The sequence below is a fragment of the Kineosporia sp. NBRC 101731 genome (genome assembly GCF_030269305.1).
In the GTDB taxonomy this organism is placed as follows: Bacteria; Actinomycetota; Actinomycetes; order Actinomycetales; family Kineosporiaceae; genus Kineosporia.
This window is the reverse complement of record NZ_BSTC01000002.1, coordinates 153,732-171,693: the sequence shown is the minus strand read 5'-3', so window position 1 is coordinate 171,693 and position 17,962 is coordinate 153,732. Positions and strand designations below refer to the sequence as shown.

Annotated in this window: 11 protein-coding genes and 1 tRNA gene; 10 read left to right on the top strand and 2 right to left on the bottom strand. The window is 70.5% G+C overall.

Going from position 1 to position 17,962, the window contains the following annotated elements:
• The first annotated feature begins 123 nt into the window (after positions 1-123).
• The gene (locus QSK05_RS07945; protein ID WP_285596495.1) at positions 124-1,203 is read left to right on the top strand and encodes an EAL domain-containing protein; all 1,080 of its coding nucleotides are present in this window, start codon (positions 124-126) and stop codon (positions 1,201-1,203) included.
• Between the two features lie 94 nt (positions 1,204-1,297).
• On the opposite strand, the gene QSK05_RS07940 is transcribed toward QSK05_RS07945, so the two are convergent.
• On the bottom strand, positions 1,298-2,449 hold the full coding sequence (locus tag QSK05_RS07940) for a GGDEF domain-containing protein (RefSeq protein ID WP_285595506.1): 1,152 nt from the start codon (positions 2,447-2,449) through the stop codon (positions 1,298-1,300).
• Positions 2,450-2,767: 318 nt separating this feature from the next.
• Positions 2,768-2,843 (bottom strand) — tRNA-Arg (locus QSK05_RS07935).
• 841 nt (positions 2,844-3,684) lie between these two features.
• Between QSK05_RS07935 and QSK05_RS07930 the strand changes: the two genes are divergently transcribed.
• From QSK05_RS07930 to cobC, 9 genes are all read left to right on the top strand, one after another.
• Complete coding sequence (locus tag QSK05_RS07930; RefSeq protein ID WP_285595504.1) at positions 3,685-6,117, top strand: dynamin family protein; 2,433 nt, start codon at positions 3,685-3,687, stop codon at positions 6,115-6,117.
• 113 nt (positions 6,118-6,230) lie between these two features.
• The gene (locus QSK05_RS07925; RefSeq protein WP_285595501.1) at positions 6,231-8,123 is read left to right on the top strand and encodes a GTP-binding protein; all 1,893 of its coding nucleotides are present in this window, start codon (positions 6,231-6,233) and stop codon (positions 8,121-8,123) included.
• Positions 8,124-8,373: 250 nt separating this feature from the next.
• A complete protein-coding gene (locus QSK05_RS07920; protein WP_285595499.1) occupies positions 8,374-8,970 on the top strand; it encodes a single-stranded DNA-binding protein in 597 nt (198 codons plus the stop codon).
• A 56-nt stretch (positions 8,971-9,026) separates the two neighbouring features.
• Positions 9,027-10,025 carry a cobalamin biosynthesis protein gene (locus tag QSK05_RS07915; protein ID WP_285595497.1) on the top strand — a complete coding sequence of 333 codons (999 nt, stop codon included), beginning with the start codon at positions 9,027-9,029 and terminating at the stop codon, positions 10,023-10,025.
• Positions 10,026-10,060: 35 nt separating this feature from the next.
• Positions 10,061-11,566, top strand: coding sequence for a cobyric acid synthase (locus tag QSK05_RS07910; protein ID WP_352300688.1), 1,506 nt, complete (start codon positions 10,061-10,063; stop codon positions 11,564-11,566).
• A gap of 298 nt (positions 11,567-11,864) precedes the next feature.
• A complete protein-coding gene (locus QSK05_RS07905; RefSeq protein ID WP_352300685.1) occupies positions 11,865-14,000 on the top strand; it encodes a magnesium chelatase subunit D family protein in 2,136 nt (711 codons plus the stop codon).
• Complete coding sequence (cobO, locus tag QSK05_RS07900; RefSeq protein WP_285595491.1) at positions 14,000-14,614, top strand: cob(I)yrinic acid a,c-diamide adenosyltransferase; 615 nt, start codon at positions 14,000-14,002, stop codon at positions 14,612-14,614. Before QSK05_RS07905 ends, cobO begins: the two co-directional genes overlap by 1 nt.
• Positions 14,615-14,621: 7 nt before the next feature.
• Positions 14,622-16,070: a cobyrinic acid a,c-diamide synthase CobB gene (locus tag QSK05_RS07895; RefSeq protein ID WP_285595489.1), complete on the top strand. Its 1,449-nt coding sequence runs from the start codon at positions 14,622-14,624 to the stop codon at positions 16,068-16,070.
• Complete coding sequence (cobC, locus tag QSK05_RS07890; protein ID WP_285595487.1) at positions 16,070-17,704, top strand: Rv2231c family histidinol phosphate aminotransferase CobC; 1,635 nt, start codon at positions 16,070-16,072, stop codon at positions 17,702-17,704. Before QSK05_RS07895 ends, cobC begins: the two co-directional genes overlap by 1 nt.
• Positions 17,705-17,962: the final 258 nt, after the last annotated feature.

Sequence of the window (17,962 nt, the reverse complement as noted above, 5' to 3'; positions counted from 1 at the left end):
GCCGAAGTGCCGGGATGGGGCAAATCTGTGGAAAGCACTGAGACGGCATCTGCGCCGTCCTTTCCGCGACCACGTGTTTCTGGTGAGGATCTGGAGATCCGGCGGCTGCTCCGGTTGGCTCGTGTGCACCTGGGCATGGAGTTCGCCGCCGTGGTCGAGGTCCTCGGTGACCACGTGGCTCTGCGGGCCGCCGATTGTGGTCAGACGACACTGAATTTTCTGCTCGACCATCGAACGCCCATCGAGGGCACGTACACCCAGCACATCCTCGCGGGCACACTGCCGACCCATCTGGCCGACACGCACTGGCACCCGGTCAGCCGCGACCTGCCCACCACGCGCATCCACGGGGTCGGGTCCTACGCGGCCATCCCCATCGGCAGCCGGGCGCTGCTGGTGTGTGCCAGCGGTGTGAGTACACCGGGGCTGGACGAGCGCGCCACGCAGTTCCTCGGCCTGCTTGCCGAGGTGATGAGCGAGCAGTTGCGCCGCGCCCAGATCGGCGAGTCCGGGCTCATTCACGAGGCGCTCGACGGCAGCCGGTTCCGCATGGTGTACCAGCCGATCGTCGATCTGATGAACGGTGGCGTCGTCGGCTACGAGGCGCTCGCCCGCTTTGACGATCCTGGATTTCCTACTCCTGCACATGCTTTCGAGGCGGCGATGCGGGCCGGGGTGGGGGTGCAGCTGGAACTGCTGACCATGCGGTCGGCGTTGCGGCAACTGCCCGCGGTTCCCGGCGGGGGCCGCCTGAACGTCAATCTGTCCGCCGAGGCCCTGATGACGCCGAGTGTTGTCGACCTCCTACTGCGTCACGCCCATTACCCGCTCAGCGTGGAGATCACCGAGCACACCCAGGTGCGTGACTACGCCCTGCTCGCCCAGCCTCTCGGAGTGCTGCGGAAGGCCGGGGTGGAGATCGTCGTCGACGACGCCGGCGCAGGCTTCGCCAACTTCGTCCATCTGCTGAAGCTGCGGCCCTCGGTGATCAAGCTCGACATCGAGATTGTCCGTGGCGTCGACCTGGACCCGATGCGGCTCGCCCTCACTCGCAGTCTGGTCGGTTTCGCCGAGGAGGCGAAGGTGTCGCTGGTGGCAGAGGGCATCGAGACCGACGGTGAGTTGCAGACATTGCGTGATCTGGGCGTCGGGTTCGGCCAGGGCTTCATCGTCGGGCGACCGGCAGATCTTCCGGCTGCCTGAGGACGCCGGCACCGGCCGTCGCCCTCGGGTCGCCTCAGTTGCCGGTCGAGTTGCCGGTCGAGTTGCCGGTCGAGTTGCCGGTCGAGTTGCCGGTCTAGTTGTCGACGAGGGACGTCGACAACACGGCGGTCCGGCTCGCCCTGCGCTTCGCCTCGTACTGGGCCTGATCGGCGGCGCGGAACAGGTCGGTCGCGGTCAGGTGCGGCCAGGCCCGAGTGGTGCTGGCGATGCCGCAGGACACTCCGGCTCCCGCCAGCAGGTTCGCGGCTGAGGCGCAGAGCGCGTCGGCGCACGACAGCACCGCCTCGACCGAGTGATTAGGCACCAGCACAACGAACTCGTCCCCTCCGACCCGGGCGGTCATGCTGCCGATCAGTGGGGAGAAATGCTGCATCAGAAGACGGGCCACCGAGATCAGCAACTGGTCGCCGGCCGCGTGGCCGGCGGTGTCGTTGACCCTCTTGAGACCGTTCACATCGACCGCGACCGCCGAGACCCGGCGGGCCGAGGCGTCGGCACTTGATCGGTTGCGTCCGCGGGGGTCGGGCAACTGGCCCAGATCGGTCAGGTGGCCGGGGCCCTCGTTGCGCAGGGCCCGCCGGTGCTGGAGGGCCACCTCGGCGGCGTCGTCGAGGGCGCGGCGGTTGGCCAGGCCGGTCAGGGGGTCGCGGAAGGCGAGTTGTTCGAGGGCCTCGAAATGGATCGCGCGGGACAGGGCTCCCGCGAGGATCGCGCAGAGGGCCTCGGTGTAGGCCAGGTCGAGTGCCGAGAAGTGGGTGAGCGGCGCACCCCGCGTGGCGTAGAACTCGCCCCACAGTTGGCCGTCGACGATGAGCGGCGCGGCCAGTGCGGTGCGCTTACCCAGCCGCTGCAGCAGAGCCACCTCCATCGGGTCGCTCAGCGGGTTGTCCACGTCGGTGATCCAGACCTTGAGGTCGGACAGCACCGCGCGGGCCTGGGGGTAGTCGTCGAAGTGGTAGGTCTCCTCGGCCGGCCAGCGTTCCTCGTCAGGGGCCAGGTCACCCACGTTGATCAGGGTCTGCAGCGTGCTGGTACCCGGCTGCAGGCGGCTGATCGAGATGCTGCTGGCGCCGAGGGCGGCGAGGGCCGACTCGCTGGCCAGTTCCAGCATCTGCTCCAGGCGGATGGACAGACCCAGGGCGCGCGCGACCGTGGCGAGGCTTTGGATCCTCGCTGTCGCCGCCTCGTCGGACCTGGCAGTTGCTTCGTCGGATCGTGATGGCACGGTTGTCCGTCGGGGGTCGGTCGGGGTGTTTCGCCCCGAGTTCAGCACAGGAGGAGATGATGTCATCGTTCGGTGGCCGTTGACCTTGAGTCGCCGATCAGTAACCCGGATTGCTCGAAGTCGGGCACAATGCCGCACGTCGGGAGTTGTCGCACTGCCCGATGACGCCCGGCAAGGTCAGGGCGTTGCAAAATGCGCACGAACGATCGCGGAACGTGCCTGATCGGCTGGATTCGCTACGCGCCCCGTCCAGGGGGCTGGAGGGTATGGAGTGGCCCGGGAGCTGACTTGGAGCCACACTCCCGGGGCGGGTGGTGCTGGTGCGCCCGGCAGGATTTGAACCTGCGACCGACAGATTAGAAGTCTGTTGCTCTATCCGCTGAGCTACGAGCGCGTGTAGGGGCTCGCTACCGATGGCTGCAACGCCTCGTTCGCTGACCCCCGAACGCGATGATACCGGCGCGTCGGGTCTGATGAAGGGAATATGGAATGTCCGCGTCGACGTGCAACGGGTAAAAGGTGCGAACCGTACTTTTGGCTGGTCGATGCGTTGTGGGAGATTGACCTGCATATTCACGAAGTGGTGACGAAGAGTGTGTGGATGAATGCAAAGAGTTTATCTATGCGTTCATTCTCGTTGAATCACCGTGACCTGCATCTCGCCGTACGGCCATTCGAAGGTATCGGCGTGGGTTGGCGGTGTTCAGGGCGGTGAAGCAGTAAACATAGGTGCGGAGACCGGGTCGTTGCGGCCCTTCCTCGCGCATTGAACAATTAGTAATCTTTGGTCGACGGAACGTATTGAATTCGCTCGTCCGTACGGCGACGTGGCGGAGGATGACAGGGAGGTGGACGGCGCTGTGAGCCCGGCAGGAGATAGCCGCCGCACGAAGGACAACGGTGCCGACGGTGTCGGCGGACCGCCCGTCGCTACCGGGTCGATTCCGGTCGTCCCCACCGGGATGCCCGGCGAGGAAGGGTCGTTGCCTCGTGGCACAAGAACTTTCGCTCCCACTGGATATCCGGGTGGCGCTGTGTGGCCTCGTGTTTCTGAAGCAGGCGTTCCTGACCAGGATGGTGTCGTGACCGATTCCGGATCGACCGTTCCGGCCCCGGAAGGTGTCCCCGTCGAGAGTTCGGCGGATTCCCCGGTCGGCCCACCGGCTCGTGTCGCAGCACCTCCGGTACCGATGGGGCCCCTCACGTCCACCGGCCGAGGTGGCCGGTCCGAGGAGATGCCACCCGCTCCGCCGGCCCTGCCTCCGGTCATGTCCCGGGTTCCGGCGGCGGTCGCGCCCGTGAACTCGTCCACGGAAACCCGCACCGGAGCTGCTCCCGTGGCTGCCGCTCCGGTCACCGGCACCGCTGCCCCGGCCGCCCCCGCCCCGCCCGTCGCTGATGCCGAGACCGAGCCGGTGACGGGCGTCTGGTTCGCCCCGGCCATCGGCCGCCGCCACGGTGACCCGGCCGAACCCGGGAGCGACACCGCCGGGATACCGGAAGCGTTCGCCGGACCCGGAGCGCCTGGCGCCGGTGGTCCGGGGACGCTCGCTCCCGAAGGGTCCCGCGGGGATGCTCCGGGGGTCGGTGCCGCTGTGCTGACCCAGGCAGCCTCTGCACCGGTCGTGCCGGCCGCCGGCTCTTATTCTGCGGCGGAGCGTTCCACCGATTCCCGGGTGGACGGACCGGCTTCTGCTGCGGTGGTCCCGTCCGACTCCGGCCGGGCGCCGAGAGCTGCCGGTGCGCCGGCGGGAAGTGTGCGCGTGGGAGCCGCCGGCGGCGGATCCGGTAAGGGTCCCGGGGGAGCCGGCCGGGGTGCGGCCGGTCGTGGCTCGGGCGGCGACAAGGGAAACGGCCCGGGCGCCGGTAACTCCCCGCTGCCCAAGCGGCTGGCCGCCGTCGAGCGGCTCCGCACCCAGGTGGCCACGCTGTCGCTGACACTCGAGGTGGAGGGCGCCGCAGCGGTCCGGAAGGAACGCGAAGACCTCCTCAGCCAACTCGACGACTACATCTTGCCGCGACTGCAGCGCCCGGACGCCCCGGCCCTGGCCGTCATCGGCGGTTCGACCGGCGCGGGGAAGTCCACCCTGACCAACTCGATCGTGGGCCGTGAGGTCACCCGTTCCGGGGTACTGCGTCCGACGACGCGCTCGCCCGTCCTCGTGCACCACCCCATCGACTCGGGCGCGTTCCTCTCGCAGCGCATCCTGCCGCGGCTGACCCGCGTCACCTCGGAGGCCGCCGAGCCGCTCCAGCCGATCGATCCGAACGCCCCGCGCATCACCGGTCTCCGGCTCGTTCCGTATGAAGGCCTGGCCCCTGGCCTCGCATTGCTCGACGCCCCGGACATCGACAGCCTGGTGGAGACCAACCGCGACCTCGCGGTGCAGCTGCTCCAGGCCGCCGATCTGTGGATCTTCGTGACCACGGCGGCCCGGTACGCCGACGCCATGCCGTGGGAGATGCTCAAGCAGGCTGCCGACCGGGGTGCCGCGATCGCGGTCGTGCTCGACCGGGTACCACCGGAGGCGCTGCAGGAACTTCGTATTCACCTGGCCACCAAGCTGCGTGACCGGGGACTCGGCGGTGCGGCGCTGTTCACCGTGCCGGAGGCCGCCCTGGAGAACGGCTTCCTGCCGACCGACGCCGTGAAGCCCCTGCGCGACTGGCTGCGCCGGATCGCCGGCGACGACCGCTCGCGCTCGGTCGTCGTGGAACGCACGCTGAAAGGTGCTCTGCGCAGTCTCCCGGCCCGCGCCCGCACCCTGGCGAAAGCCGCTGCGGCTCAGGCGGACGGCTGGTCGCAGCTGTACGAGGAGATCGACGGCGTGATGATCCCGGCGCGCTTCGCGATGCTGGACGGACTGGCCGACGGGTCGCTGATGAGTGGGCAGGTGCTCTCGCACTGGCAGGAGTTCATTGCCCGGGGTGACCTGGCTTCCCGCCTGGGAGGGACGACCACGAACCGGGCTCAGCGTCTGGGGGCCGCGCTCACCCAGCCGGACCAGGACGAGGCATCGCTGGCCACCACGATCTGTGAGGCCGTCACCGCGTCCGTGCAGCATTCGGTGCGTACGGCCATGGAACAGGTGCTCACCACCTGGCGTGGACACACCTACGGAGCGAGCCTGCTCACGGCCCGCGGGCACCAGGTGGCGCCCGCGGATCCGGAGAAGCTGCTGGCCAAGCCGGTCGGTGAGTGGCGTGAGAAGGTCACGCAGCGAGTGACCGAGGCACTGGCCAAGGCGCGTAAGGATCGACCGGACCTGAAGGTCGACGAACAGGCCGTGACCGACGTGGTCTTCGCTCTCGCGGTCACGCCGGACGCGGGTCACGATGCCTCCGGCAAGACCGTGGCCAAGAAGGTCCGGGTGCGGGCCGGGCAGAGGGCCGGCGTGTCGGAGACCGCCGATTCCGCCGAGGCGGAAGGTACGGCCGTCACTCCGGGATCGACGGTGGGTGCTCGCCTGGCGGTCGAGGAGCTGCTGGGGGAGGACGCCCTGAGGTCGATTCTCGAGGCGGCCCGCACCGATCTGGTGATGAGGTCGGCCACCGTGATCGACGACGAGCGACTGCGCCTGGAGCGGGTGCTCGAGAATCCTGAGGACCTCGGCCTGCGGGTCGGCGCCCTCCTGGATGCGGCATCCGCGGTGAACATCGCCGAATGAGCTCTACCCTGAACCCACATGATGACTGACGTATGCCGTTCCCGGGCGGCAGCACTTGCCGGGACACCCCCGAGAACGTCAGGACCGATGACTCGAAAGGACGGCGAGGCCAGGTGACCGACGTGATGGGTCGGGTTGCCGCACTGTCCGCGGCTCTCGACTACGGATCGCCCTGGCTTCCGCCGGAATCCGTGAAGAAGACGCGTGACCGGATGGAGCATGTGCGCCACCGGCTCGATCTTGGCACCGAACACACCGTGGTCGCGCTCGTCGGCGCCACCGGTGGCGGCAAGTCCAGTCTCTTCAATGCGATCGCCCGGATGGACATCGCAGCGGTCGGCGCGCGCAGGCCGCTGACCACCTCGCCGATGGCCTGTGTCTGGGGCGATCTGGGCTCGCAGACGCTGCTCGACTGGCTGCAGGTACCGGACGAGCGCCGGATGAGCCGGGAGTCGGTGCTCGATGCCGATGACCAGGCCGCGCTCCACGGTCTCGTGCTGCTCGATCTGCCGGACCACGACTCGACCGAGGCCGTGCACCGGGTCGAGGTGGACCGTCTGGTCAGGATGGTCGACCTGATGATCTGGGTGGTCGATCCGCAGAAGTACGCCGACGACTCGCTGCACTCGGGTTACCTGCAGAAGCTCACCAGCCACGACGGTGTGATGCTCGTGGTGCTGAACCAGGTGGACAAGCTCAGCGCCGAAGAGGTCGACACCTGCGTGACCGACCTGCGCCGCCTCCTGGACGGCGACGGGCTGGCCCGCGTCGGCATTGTGCCGGTCTCCGCGACCCGGGGCGACGGGATCGACGAGCTGCGCATCCTGCTGGCTGATGTCGTGCAGGACCGGTTCGCGGTCATCGAACGGATCGAGAGCGACCTGGACATTGCCGCCGAGGAGATCGCCGGCGGTCTGGCGGCCTCGGAACCCGGCGGGGGCAAGCCGGTCTCGCAGGACAAGCTGACCGTCGACCTGGCGGCGGCCGCCGGTGTCCCGGCTCTGCTCGACGTGCTCGGCGCCGACTACCGCCGCCGGGGCAAGGAGAAGCTCGCCTGGGCCCCGGCCGTGTGGGCCTCCCGGATCGCGGCTTCCCGGCGCAGCAGTACCGGAGCGGCGGAGACCCAGCTGCGTGCCGAGACAGCTTCTCTGAAGGCACTCGCATCGCCGGCTCAGCGTCCGGCCGTCCGGATCGCCGTCGACGCCATGCTCGCCGACAACGCCGACTCCTTGCCTGAGCGCTGGGCCACCGAGATGAGGACTCTCGTCGCCCTGGCCGGTGACCCCGGCCTTCCCCCGGAAGACGCGGTCCTTCCCTCCGGTGCTGCCACCACAGCCACACCGGCCGGCTCGACGGGTGTCATCGCCGGAAGGGAACTGCGCGCAGCGGCCTCCCCGGGACCGGGACGGCATACCCCGGCCTTCGGCCTGCCCGTGGTCAACGGCCGTCCCTCGTACGCCGCCAAGCCCGACCCGGAGGGCCTCGCCCGGGTCCTGGACAGCCGGCTCGCCGCTGTCGATCTGCGTTTCACCCCGCCCTTCTGGTGGCACGTCGTCCAGATCGGGCAACACGTGCTCGGTGGCGTCACGGTGATCGGACTGCTCTGGTTGGCCCTGTACGGCCTTCTCCAGTTGTTCGGGCAGGACCTGCCCGGGGCCCTCGGGTCCCTTCCGCTCGCCATCACGGTGGGTGTCGGTGCGCTCGTGGCCGGGGTGTTGCTGCGGCTGTTCTCCCGCTGGTGGCTCACCAACGGGGCCGGCCGCCGCCGCGAGGAACTGCAGGGCAGACTTCACGAAGCTGTCGCCGAGGTCGCTGCCGTACGGGTGGTAGCACCGGTGCGGTCGGTTCTCGCCCGGCACCGCGAGACCCGGCAGGTACTGCTCGGTGAACAGTCCCCTTCGGCCGGTGACCCGGCTGCCCAGGGAGATCAGGTCCCGCCCGCCGGGCAGCGTGAGGCCACTGCGGCGGAGAACAACACCGAGCCGGTGGCGGCCCTCTCCAACTGAAATACCTCTCAGGGTGCGTGCGCTCATGCCTCGATGGTGGAGCGCTCGCCCCGGCGGATCCAGCCGTGGGGCGGGTCTGTGGACAACGTCCCGTTCGTGGATTCCACAGGCCCGCACGACCCGGGGTTTGTCCACAGAAGAACGTTCGCAGCTTCCGGCGGGACGGCGCTCCACCGAGTCTGGATCCCTGATCGGGCATTCGGCCCGGCGAGCTCCGGCCACTCCGGCCGGTGGGCGAAAGGGGTCTTCAGTGAACGACATCCAGGTGGTTCTGCGAGGGAACATCGCCAGCGACCCGCGGTTCGTGCGGTTCGACGACGGCAACTGCGTGACCAGCTTCCGGCTCGCCTCCACCTCGTCGTGGTTCGACCGGGAACGCAACACCTGGGTCGACCGGCGCACCACCTACGTCAGTGTGAACTGCCGGCGGGCCCTGGCCACCAGTGCCGAGCAGAGTCTCCACAAGGGGCATCCCGTGGTGATCACCGGCCGGCTCTGGGAGCGCGCATGGACGAAGGACGACCGGTCGGGACGCACCCTCGAGGTGGAGGCCGAGACCGTCGGCCACGACCTGACGTTCGGCGTCTCCGCGTTCACCCGGTTCACCCGGGAACGGCACGCCGGAGAACCGGTGGGCACTCCCCGTGAGGTGCGGGGCGCCGACGAGCGGGACCCGGACGCGGCGGCGGTCTACGGCGCGGTGCGGGAGATCGGTGAGCCGGTCAAGGACGTCTCCGGTCTGACGGTGCTCGACGACGACACCACGGCGGGTGCGGACGGGACCAAGCCCCGGACCAAGACCCAGACCGCAGGCAGCGGCAAGGTTCCGGCGGGGCGGGCCCAGTGAGCGGAGTCGGTGAGGTGGCGCTTGTGGCCCGGAGTCGTTGAGGCAGGATTCTGGCCATGAGTTCCGTGCAGACGACGAGCCGTGACCTCGGGGCCCGGGCCGTGGGCATCGCGATCGGGGTCCTGGCCGACGCCGTGTTCGGCGACCCCCGGCGTGGACACCCGGTAGCGGTCTTCGGTGCGTGGGCCGGGCGGTTGGAACAGCGGCTCTACCGTCCGACGCGGGCCCGGGGAACGCTGTACGCAGCGGTCGCGGCGGGTCTGCCCGCGCTCGGTGCGGCCGGGCTGGACCGGTGCTGCACCGGTCGCCCGGTCGCCCGGGCGGGGCTGACGGCACTGGCGACCTGGACCGCGCTGGGGGGAACGAGTCTGGCCCGGGAGGGTGCGCGGATGGCCACCGCGCTGGAGAACGGGCAGACCCCGCAGGCCCGGGAACTACTGACCCACCTGTGTGCCCGGGATCCCTCCCGGCTGGAACCGCCCGAACTGGCCCGCGCCACGGTGGAGTCGCTGGCGGAGAACACCTCGGACGCGGTCGTGGCGCCGCTGTTCTGGGCCGCCGTGGCCGGCCCGGCCGGTGTGATCGGGTACCGGGCGGTGAACACGCTGGACGCGATGGTGGGGTACCGCTCGGCACGGTACGAGCAGTTCGGGTGGGCGGCGGCCCGGGTGGACGACGTGGTCAACCTGCTGCCGTCCCGTCTCACGGCCGTTCTGACGGTGGTGGCCGCGCCGGTGGTGCGTGGTTCGTGGGCCCAGGCCTGGTCGGTGTGGCGGAGGGACCGGAACCGGCACCCCAGTCCGAACGCCGGTCAGTGTGAAGCCTCGGCCGCCGGGGCTCTGGGAGTGCAGCTCGGGGGAACGAATGTGTATGGGGGAGAAGTGGAATCGCGGCCGGTGATGGGTAGGGGGGAACGGCCGCCGGGTATCGCCGATGTCCGGCGGGCAGTGAGACTGGGGCGGTGTGTCAGTGCGCTGGCCGCGGTGGTGTGCGCAGGAACGGTCGTCGTCGCGTCGGTCGTCGGGGGTAGAGATCAGAAGGGTGGAGCAGCGTGACGGTGGAGTCGAACGGTTCCCTGCGCGGAGCCCTGATGGTGGCCGGCACCACGTCGGATGCCGGTAAGAGTGTCCTGGTGGCCGGGCTCTGCCGGTGGCTGTCACGGCAGGGGGTGAGTGTCGCGCCCTTCAAGGCCCAGAACATGTCGCTGAACTCGTTCGTCACCCGGGACGGCGCGGAGATCGGCCGGGCCCAGGCGATGCAGGCACGAGCGGCCCGGGTCGAACCCGAGGCCGCGATGAACCCGGTGCTGCTGAAGCCGGGTACGGATCGCACGTCGCAGGTCGTGCTGATGGGCCGGCCGTTCGCCGAGGCCGGGGCGATGGACTACGGCGACCTGACGCCCCGGCTGCTGCCGGTGGTGCTGGAGGCCCTGGCCGATCTGCGGTCCCGGTTCGATGTGGTGATCTGTGAGGGCGCGGGCAGCCCTGCCGAGATCAACCTGCGGCACCGGGACATCACCAATCTCGGGCTGGCCCGGCCAGCTGGGCTTCCGGTCCTGGTCGTCGGCGACATCGACCGGGGCGGCGTGTTCGCAGCGCTGCACGGCACCCTGGCGCTGCTCGACAAGAACGACCAGAAACACATCAGCGGGTTCGTGATCAACAAGTTCCGGGGTGACCCGGCGCTGCTGGACTCCGGGCTCGGCATGATCCGGGAGATCACCGGGCGACCGGTGCTGGGGGTACTGCCCTACCTGACCGGTCTCTGGCTCGACGTGGAGGACTCCCTCGACCTGGAGAAGGACCGGGGCCCGATGCGTCCGCCGTTGGGCAGCGACGTGATCCGGGTGGCCGTGCCCCGCCTGCCCCGTCTGTCCAACATCACGGACATCGACGCACTCGCGGCCGAACCCGGGGTCGTGGTGCGCCTGGTGCACCACGGGGCCGAGATCGCCGGGTCCGACCTGGTGGTGCTGCCCGGTACCCGTGCCACCGTGAACGACCTGGCCTGGCTGCGGTCGACGGGCCTGGCCGACGCGATCGTGGCGCACGCCGCCGCGGGGCTGCCGGTGCTCGGGATCTGTGGCGGGCACCAGATGCTCGGGCGACTGGTCCGTGATGAGGTCGAGTCGCGGCAGGGAACGGTCGCCGGGCTGGGACTACTGCCGACCCGCACCGAGTTCGGCGCGCAGAAGGTGCTGGCCCGGCCGGTCGGAGAGGCCCTCGGGCAGCCCGTGCACGGATATGAGATCCACCACGGTGTCGTCACCCTCGATCCGCAGGCCCCGGAAAGCGCCCGGAACGGGGCCGAAGCGTTCCTGGACGGCTGGCGATCGGGCCCGGTCCGGGGCACGACGTGGCACGGGGCGCTGGAGAACGACGGGTTCCGGCGGGCCTACCTGACCGAGGTCGCGGACCTGTCCGGGCGTGACGGCTTCGTGGTGGCCCCGGATACGTCGTTCGAGGCACTGCGTGAGGCCCGGCTGGACTCGCTGGCTGACATGGTGGCCGACCACCTGGACGTCAAGGCGGTGGAACGCCTGATCAACGAGGGGGTCCCGGCCGGACTGCCGTTCGTCCCACCAGGACGTCCATGATCACGGGGGCGGTCCCCGAGGCACCTCCGAGTGGGGGACCGGCCCGTCACCCGAATGTGGCAGTATCCGAGGCGACCTGCGCGGAGGAACACCGGTGCACGAGGTCGGGCCCTCATCGGCCCGGGTTCGGAGTCCGGGGCGGTCCCGCCACTGTGACCGGATCGGATCCGGAAGCCAGGTACTTCGACCAGGTCCCCGTGCCCGTCTGGGCGCGGTGTGCGCTAGCGGTGGGCGTGGAGACCCGCCGGGAGTGGAGGAAACACCGGTGCCCCCGTACCCGTTGACCGCCGTCGTCGGCATGGACGATCTGATCCTGTCGCTCCTACTTTCCTCGGTGGCACCGGACATCGGTGGTGTCCTGGTCCGGGGGGAGAAGGGCACGGCGAAGTCGACTGCCGTGCGTGCCCTCGCGAGACTGCTGCCCTCGGTCGACGTGATCTCCGGATGCCGTTTCGGTTGTGACCCGCACTCGCCCGACCCGGGCTGCCCCGACCAGCCGCACGGCCACGAGCACCATCCTCGGCCGGCCCGGCTCGTAGAACTGCCGGTCGGTGCGACCGAGGACCGTCTGCTCGGATCCCTCGACCTGGACCGGGCGCTGTCCGCCGGGGTGCGGGCCTACGAGCCGGGTCTGCTGGCAGCCGCGCACCGGGGCATCCTCTACGTCGACGAGGTCAACCTGCTGCACGACCACTTGGTGGACGTGCTCCTCGACGCTGCCGCGATGGGCCGGGTCCACATCGAGAGGGAGAGCATCTCGATCACTCACGCCTCGCGGTTCGTGCTCGTCGGCACGATGAACCCGGAGGAGGGCGAGCTGCGCCCGCAGCTGCTCGACCGGTTCGGTCTGACCGTGGAGGTGCGGGCGAGCCGGGACCCCGACACCCGCGCCGAGGTGGTGCGCCGCCGGTTGGCGTTCGACGCCGACCCGGAGCGTTTCGTCAGGGACTGGCAAAAGGCCGAGCGAGAACTGGCTGCTCGCATCACCTCCGCCCGCGCCCACCTGCCGTCCGTTGAACTTCCCGACGGTGTGCTGCGCCAGATCGCTGCGGTCTGCGCCGCCTTCGACGTGGACGGTATGCGCGCCGACCTGGTCGTGGCCCGCACCGCCCGGGCCCACGCGGCGTGGTCCGGCCGTACTCGGGTGACCAGCGACGACGTACGCGTGGCGGCGATGTTCGCGTTGCCGCACCGGCGTCGCCGTGACCCGTTCGACGCCCCGGGCATGGACGAGAACCTGCTCGACGAGGCGCTGCGGGACAACCTGCCGGACGACCCCGAACCACCGGAGACCGATCCGGACGGTGGGCCCGAGGGTGGTCCGGAGGGCGGCCCGGACGGCGGTCCGGGTGGCCGTACCCCCAAAGACGGCCAGGACGGTGCTGGGGGGACGGCGGACGACGCCGGATCCGTTGCCGCGCAGCCGGATCCCGGACCGGACGCGGCCGCCGAAGGACAGGCCCCGTCGGGACCCTCGAACCAGAGGCGGAGCCGCCCGGGCGAGGAATCCCACGACGACCAGGACGCCCAGGACGACCAGGACCCGAATCCCGACACCCCCCGAGCGCCCGCCCCGGCGCAGGATCCGGTGTCGGCCACGGCCCCCTTCAAGGTGCGGTCGTTCAAGCTTCCCGGTCTCGGAAAAGGGGCGGCCGGAAGGCGTTCCCGGGCTCTGACGACGTCCGGGCGGACGGTCGCCACGCGGCCACTGGACTCCGGGAGCGCGAGCCGCCAGGACGGGTCCGGCCGGGTGCACCTGCCGGCGACCCTGACGGCGGCAGCAGCCCAGCAGCACGCGCGTGGCCGTGAGCCGGGGGGTCCGGTGATGCTGCGCCGCGACGACATCCGGATGGGGGTCCGCGAGGGTCGCGAGGGAAACCTGATCCTGTTCTGCGTCGACGCCTCCGGTTCGATGGCGGCGAAGAAGCGGATGGCCGCGGTCAAGGGTGCTGTTCTCTCGCTGCTGCTCGACGCCTACCAGCGTCGTGACCGGGTCGGCCTGATCACGTTCCGCGGTGCGGACGCCGAGCTGGCCCTGCCTCCCACGGGCGCCGTGGAAGCCGCCCGCATGCGCCTGGACCGGCTGCCGACGGGCGGCCGTACGCCGCTCTCGGCCGGGCTGCGCCGCGCGTGGGCCGTGATCGGGAACGAGAGGCTGCGCGACCCGCACCGGCGTCCCCTGCTCGTGCTGGTGACCGACGGCCGTCACACCTCCGGGGAGGACCCGGCGCGTATCGCCGTCGAGTTCGCCCGGCAGGGCGTGCGGAGCGTGGTGGTCGACTGCGAGCGTGGGCCCGTGAAGCTCGGAATGGCCGGAAAACTGGCGGCCGGTCTCGGCGGTGAGCTGATCACCCTCGACGATCTGCGCGCGGAGTCCCTCGCCGGGATGGTCCGCAGTCAGATGAGCGACCGCACCGAACGGAGAATTGCCTGATGCCGCAGGGAAAACCGGTCACGGTGCCGCAGGACGGCCTGACCACTCGGCAGCGTCGGAACCGCCCGCTGACCATCGTCCACACCGGCACGATGAAGGGGAAGTCCACCGCTGCCTTCGGTCTCGCTCTGCGGGGCTGGACGCAGGGATGGTCGATCGGGGTGTTTCAGTTCGTCAAGTCGGCGAAGTGGAAGGTCGGCGAGGAGAACGCCTTTCGCGCGCTCGGTCGGTTGCACGAGGAGACCGGCGAGGGTGGCGCGGTCAGCTGGCAGAAGATGGGTGAGGGCTGGTCCTGGTCGCGTAAGCCCGGCTCGGACGAGGAGCACGCCGTCGCCGCGCTGGAAGGCTGGCGGGAGATCCAGCGCCGGCTCACGGCCGAGGAACACGGCCTCTACGTGCTGGACGAGTTCACCTACCCGATGAAGTGGGGCTGGGTCGACGTCTCCGAGGTGGTGGAGACGCTGCGGGACCGGCCCGGGCAGCAGCACGTGATCATCACCGGCCGGGACGCGCATCCCGACCTGATCGACGCGGCGGACCTGGTCATGGAGACCACGAAGATCAAGCACCCGATGGACGCGGGTCAGAAGGGTCAGCGGGGTATCGAATGGTGAGCACCCGATGACCGCCCGGATCGTGGTTGCCGCCCCGGCGAGCGGCCACGGCAAGACCAGCGTGGCCACCGGACTGCTCGCGGCCTTCGCCGCGCGTGGTCTGGTGGTGAGCCCGCACAAGGTCGGCCCCGACTACATCGACCCCGGTTACCACGCGCTCGCGGCCGGGCGTCCCGGTCGCACACTGGATCCTTGGCTGGTGGGTGAGGAACGGCTCGTGCCGCTGTTCCGGCACGCGGTGGCCACGCCGGTTCCCGCCGACCTGGCGGTCATCGAGGGGGTCATGGGGCTCTATGACGGCGCCGCGGGACGCGGTGAGTTCGCCTCCACCGCGCACGTCGCCCGGGTGCTGGAGGCCCCCGTCGTCCTGGTCGTCGACAGTACGGCGATGGGTCGTTCGGTCGCGGCGCTGGTCAAGGGCTTCGCCGGGTTCGACCCGCGGATCCGGGTGGGCGGGGTGATCCTCAACCGGGTCGGCTCGGACCGGCACGAGATGATCCTGCGGCAGGCGCTGGACGAGCTCGGCATCCCGGTGCTCGGCGCGATCCGTCGTCACGACTCGCTGGCGACCCCCTCCCGGCACCTCGGTCTCGTGCCCGCGGCCGAGCGGTCGGGCGAAGCCGTGGACGTGGTGCGTGGCCTGGGCGCGGTGGTCGCCGATGCGGTGGATCTGGATGCGGTGCTGGCCATCGCCCGCTCCGCCCCGGCGTTGCCCGGGACCGACTGGAACCCGGACGACGAGGTCGCAGCGGCCCGGGCCGGACTGCATCTTCCCGAGAAGTCCGCGACAGACGGGAAATTCCGGCCGGTCATCGCGATGGCCGGTGGCGCCGCGTTCACCTTCTCCTACGCCGAGACGGCCGAGCTGCTCACGGCCGCGGGGGCGGACGTGGTGACCGTGGACCCGCGTACGGACGAGTCGCTGCCTCCGGGAACCACCGGGCTGGTCGTCGGAGGTGGGTTCCCGGAGGTCTACGCCGAGGAACTGTCCGCCAACGAACCCCTGCGCCGGGCTGTCCTGCGCCGGGCGCGGGCCGGTGCGGCGATCGTGGCGGAGTGCGCAGGTTTGCTCTACCTGGCACGCTCTCTCGATGATCGGCAGATGTGCGGTGTGCTGGATGCGGACGCAAGGATGACCGGCCGGCTCACCCTGGGATACAGAGAGGCGACTGCGATGAGTGACTCGGTTCTCGCCACCGCGGGCACGACCGTGCGCGGCCACGAGTTCCACCGGACCGCGTGCACCCCCGGCGCCGGCGCCCCGCCCGCGTGGGAATGGGCCGCCCCGGACGGAACCCGGCACCGTGAGGGATTCGTCCAAGGTCGTGTCCACGCCTCCTACCTGCACCTGCACTGGGCCTCGATGCCGGGCGCAGCGGTCGGCCTGGCCGACGCCGCCCGGAAGAGCGCCGTCCGAGAGAACCCCGCAGCAGCCCGAGGAGAGGTGAAAGCCTGATGTCGACCACCGCAGCCTCTGACACCGGCTCGACCGACGGTCGCAGCCCTGAGGAGATCCGCGACCGATACACCGAGATCGGCCCCATCACCGGCAGCCTGCATCTGGATCTGCAGGGCACCGGCGACCAGATCGTGGTCGGCATCGGTTCCCGGCGCGGTGTCGGTATCCGCGATGTCCGGATGGCGATGGGCCAGGCCCTGTCCGTGGCCGGGGTCCGCGCCCGTGACGTCGTGGCGATCGCCACCGTGGACGCCAAGCAGAACGAGGAAGCGCTGCTCGAGCTGGCCGACGTGCTGGGTGTGCCGCTGAAGCTGCTGCCGGCCGACGTCCTGGCCGTCCAGCAGGTTCCGAACCCTTCACCGACCACCGAGCGTCTGGTGGGGGTGCCGTCCGTCGCCGAGGCCGCCGTGCTCGCCTCCGATGCCCGGCTGATCGGGGCCAAGCACACCTACCGCGGGGTGACCGCGGCGGTGGGGCGGCTGTCCGCGGTGGCGAAACTGCCCAGACCGCAGGAGCAGACCGGTCCGACAGGCGGTTTCGGGGCATCCACCGAGGCCCGGGTGTACGACCAGTACGACGAGGCCTACATCGCCGAGGACCTCGGCCACCACGGTGATGCCGAGATCGTCCCCGGCCTGGTCGACCTCGCCGTCAACGTGCGCGGTGCCGCCCCTGACTGGCTGCAGCACCGCCTGCGGGACGCGGTCTCCGACCTGTCCTCCTATCCGGATCCGCGAGCGGCCACCGAGGCGGTCGCCGCCCGTCACGGCCGCCCGGCCGACCAGGTGCTGCTGACAGCCGGTGGCGCCGAGGCGTTCGTGCTGCTGGCCCGAGCCCTGGCCCCGCACCGCGCCGTGGTGATCCACCCGCAGTTCACCGAGCCGGAGGCCGCACTGCTGGCGGCCGGCCACGACGTGCAGCGAGTGGTCCTGGCTCCGCCGTTCCGCATCGACCCCGGCCTGGTGCCCGATGACGCCGACCTGGTGATGGTCGGAAACCCGACCAACCCCACGTCGGTGCTGCACCCGGCGCAGACCCTGATCGCGCTGTCCCGGCCCGGCCGGGTACTGGTCGTGGATGAGGCGTTCATGGACGCGGTCCCCGGCGAAGCACAGTCGCTGGCCGGTAGCCCGGAACAGCCCGCGCCGGACGTTCCCGGCCTGGTCGTCGTTCGCAGTCTCACCAAGACCTGGGGGCTCGCGGGTCTGCGCGTCGGCTACCTGCTCGGTGCCCCCGAGCTGCTCCGGGCCTGTGCGGCCACCCAGGCCCTGTGGTCGGTGAACTCGCTGGCGCTGGAGGCGGCCCTGGCCGTCACCTCGCCGCAGGCCGTCGCCGAGGCCGAGGGATACGCGGTGGCCCAGGCCGGCGACCGGGAACAACTGCTCGCGGCCCTGGCCCGGGTGCCCGACATCGAGGTGCAGGGGCCGCCCTCCGCTCCGTTCGTGTTGCTGCGCGCCGGTGGCCCGGACCCGGCCGGTGTCCACCAGCGCCTGCGCTCGGCCGGATGGGCCGTGCGCCGGGCAGACACCTTCCCCGGGCTGGGCTCGGGCTGGCTGCGCGTGACCGTGCGCGATCGCTCGATCTCCGAGCAGTTCGCCGAAGCACTGGGCCGGGCCGTGCACCCCGGGTAGCCGAAGCTGGAACCCGTTCGGCAAGAGTCACACTCAGCAGGACAGGCGTTCGGATCGAGCGCGTCCGGCCGGTAGCGGGAGAGCCTCGCGACCGGCCGGGGTGCCCGTGCGGCACCAGATCTGGGGTGGTGCCTGATGCGGTGGCCGCGAACGTTCACCGGCTGACCCCGTCACTCTTTCGTTCGTGGTCATGCGATCAGAACACGCACGTAGACAGAACACGCACGCGGACAGAACACGCCCGGACACCAGCACAGC

Excerpts from the sequence above, each read along its gene's own strand:
- QSK05_RS07930 (WP_285595504.1), top strand. The coding sequence starts at position 3,685 with ATGCCACCCGCTCCGCCGGCCCTGCCTCCGGTCATGTCCCGGGTTCCG.
- QSK05_RS07915 (WP_285595497.1), top strand. The coding sequence starts at position 9,027 with ATGAGTTCCGTGCAGACGACGAGCCGTGACCTCGGGGCCCGGGCCGTG.
- QSK05_RS07910 (WP_352300688.1), top strand. The coding sequence starts at position 10,061 with ATGGTGGCCGGCACCACGTCGGATGCCGGTAAGAGTGTCCTGGTGGCC.
- QSK05_RS07905 (WP_352300685.1), top strand. The coding sequence starts at position 11,865 with ATGGACGATCTGATCCTGTCGCTCCTACTTTCCTCGGTGGCACCGGAC.
- cobO (WP_285595491.1), top strand. The coding sequence starts at position 14,000 with ATGCCGCAGGGAAAACCGGTCACGGTGCCGCAGGACGGCCTGACCACT.
- QSK05_RS07895 (WP_285595489.1), top strand. The coding sequence starts at position 14,622 with ATGACCGCCCGGATCGTGGTTGCCGCCCCGGCGAGCGGCCACGGCAAG.
- cobC (WP_285595487.1), top strand. The coding sequence starts at position 16,070 with ATGTCGACCACCGCAGCCTCTGACACCGGCTCGACCGACGGTCGCAGC.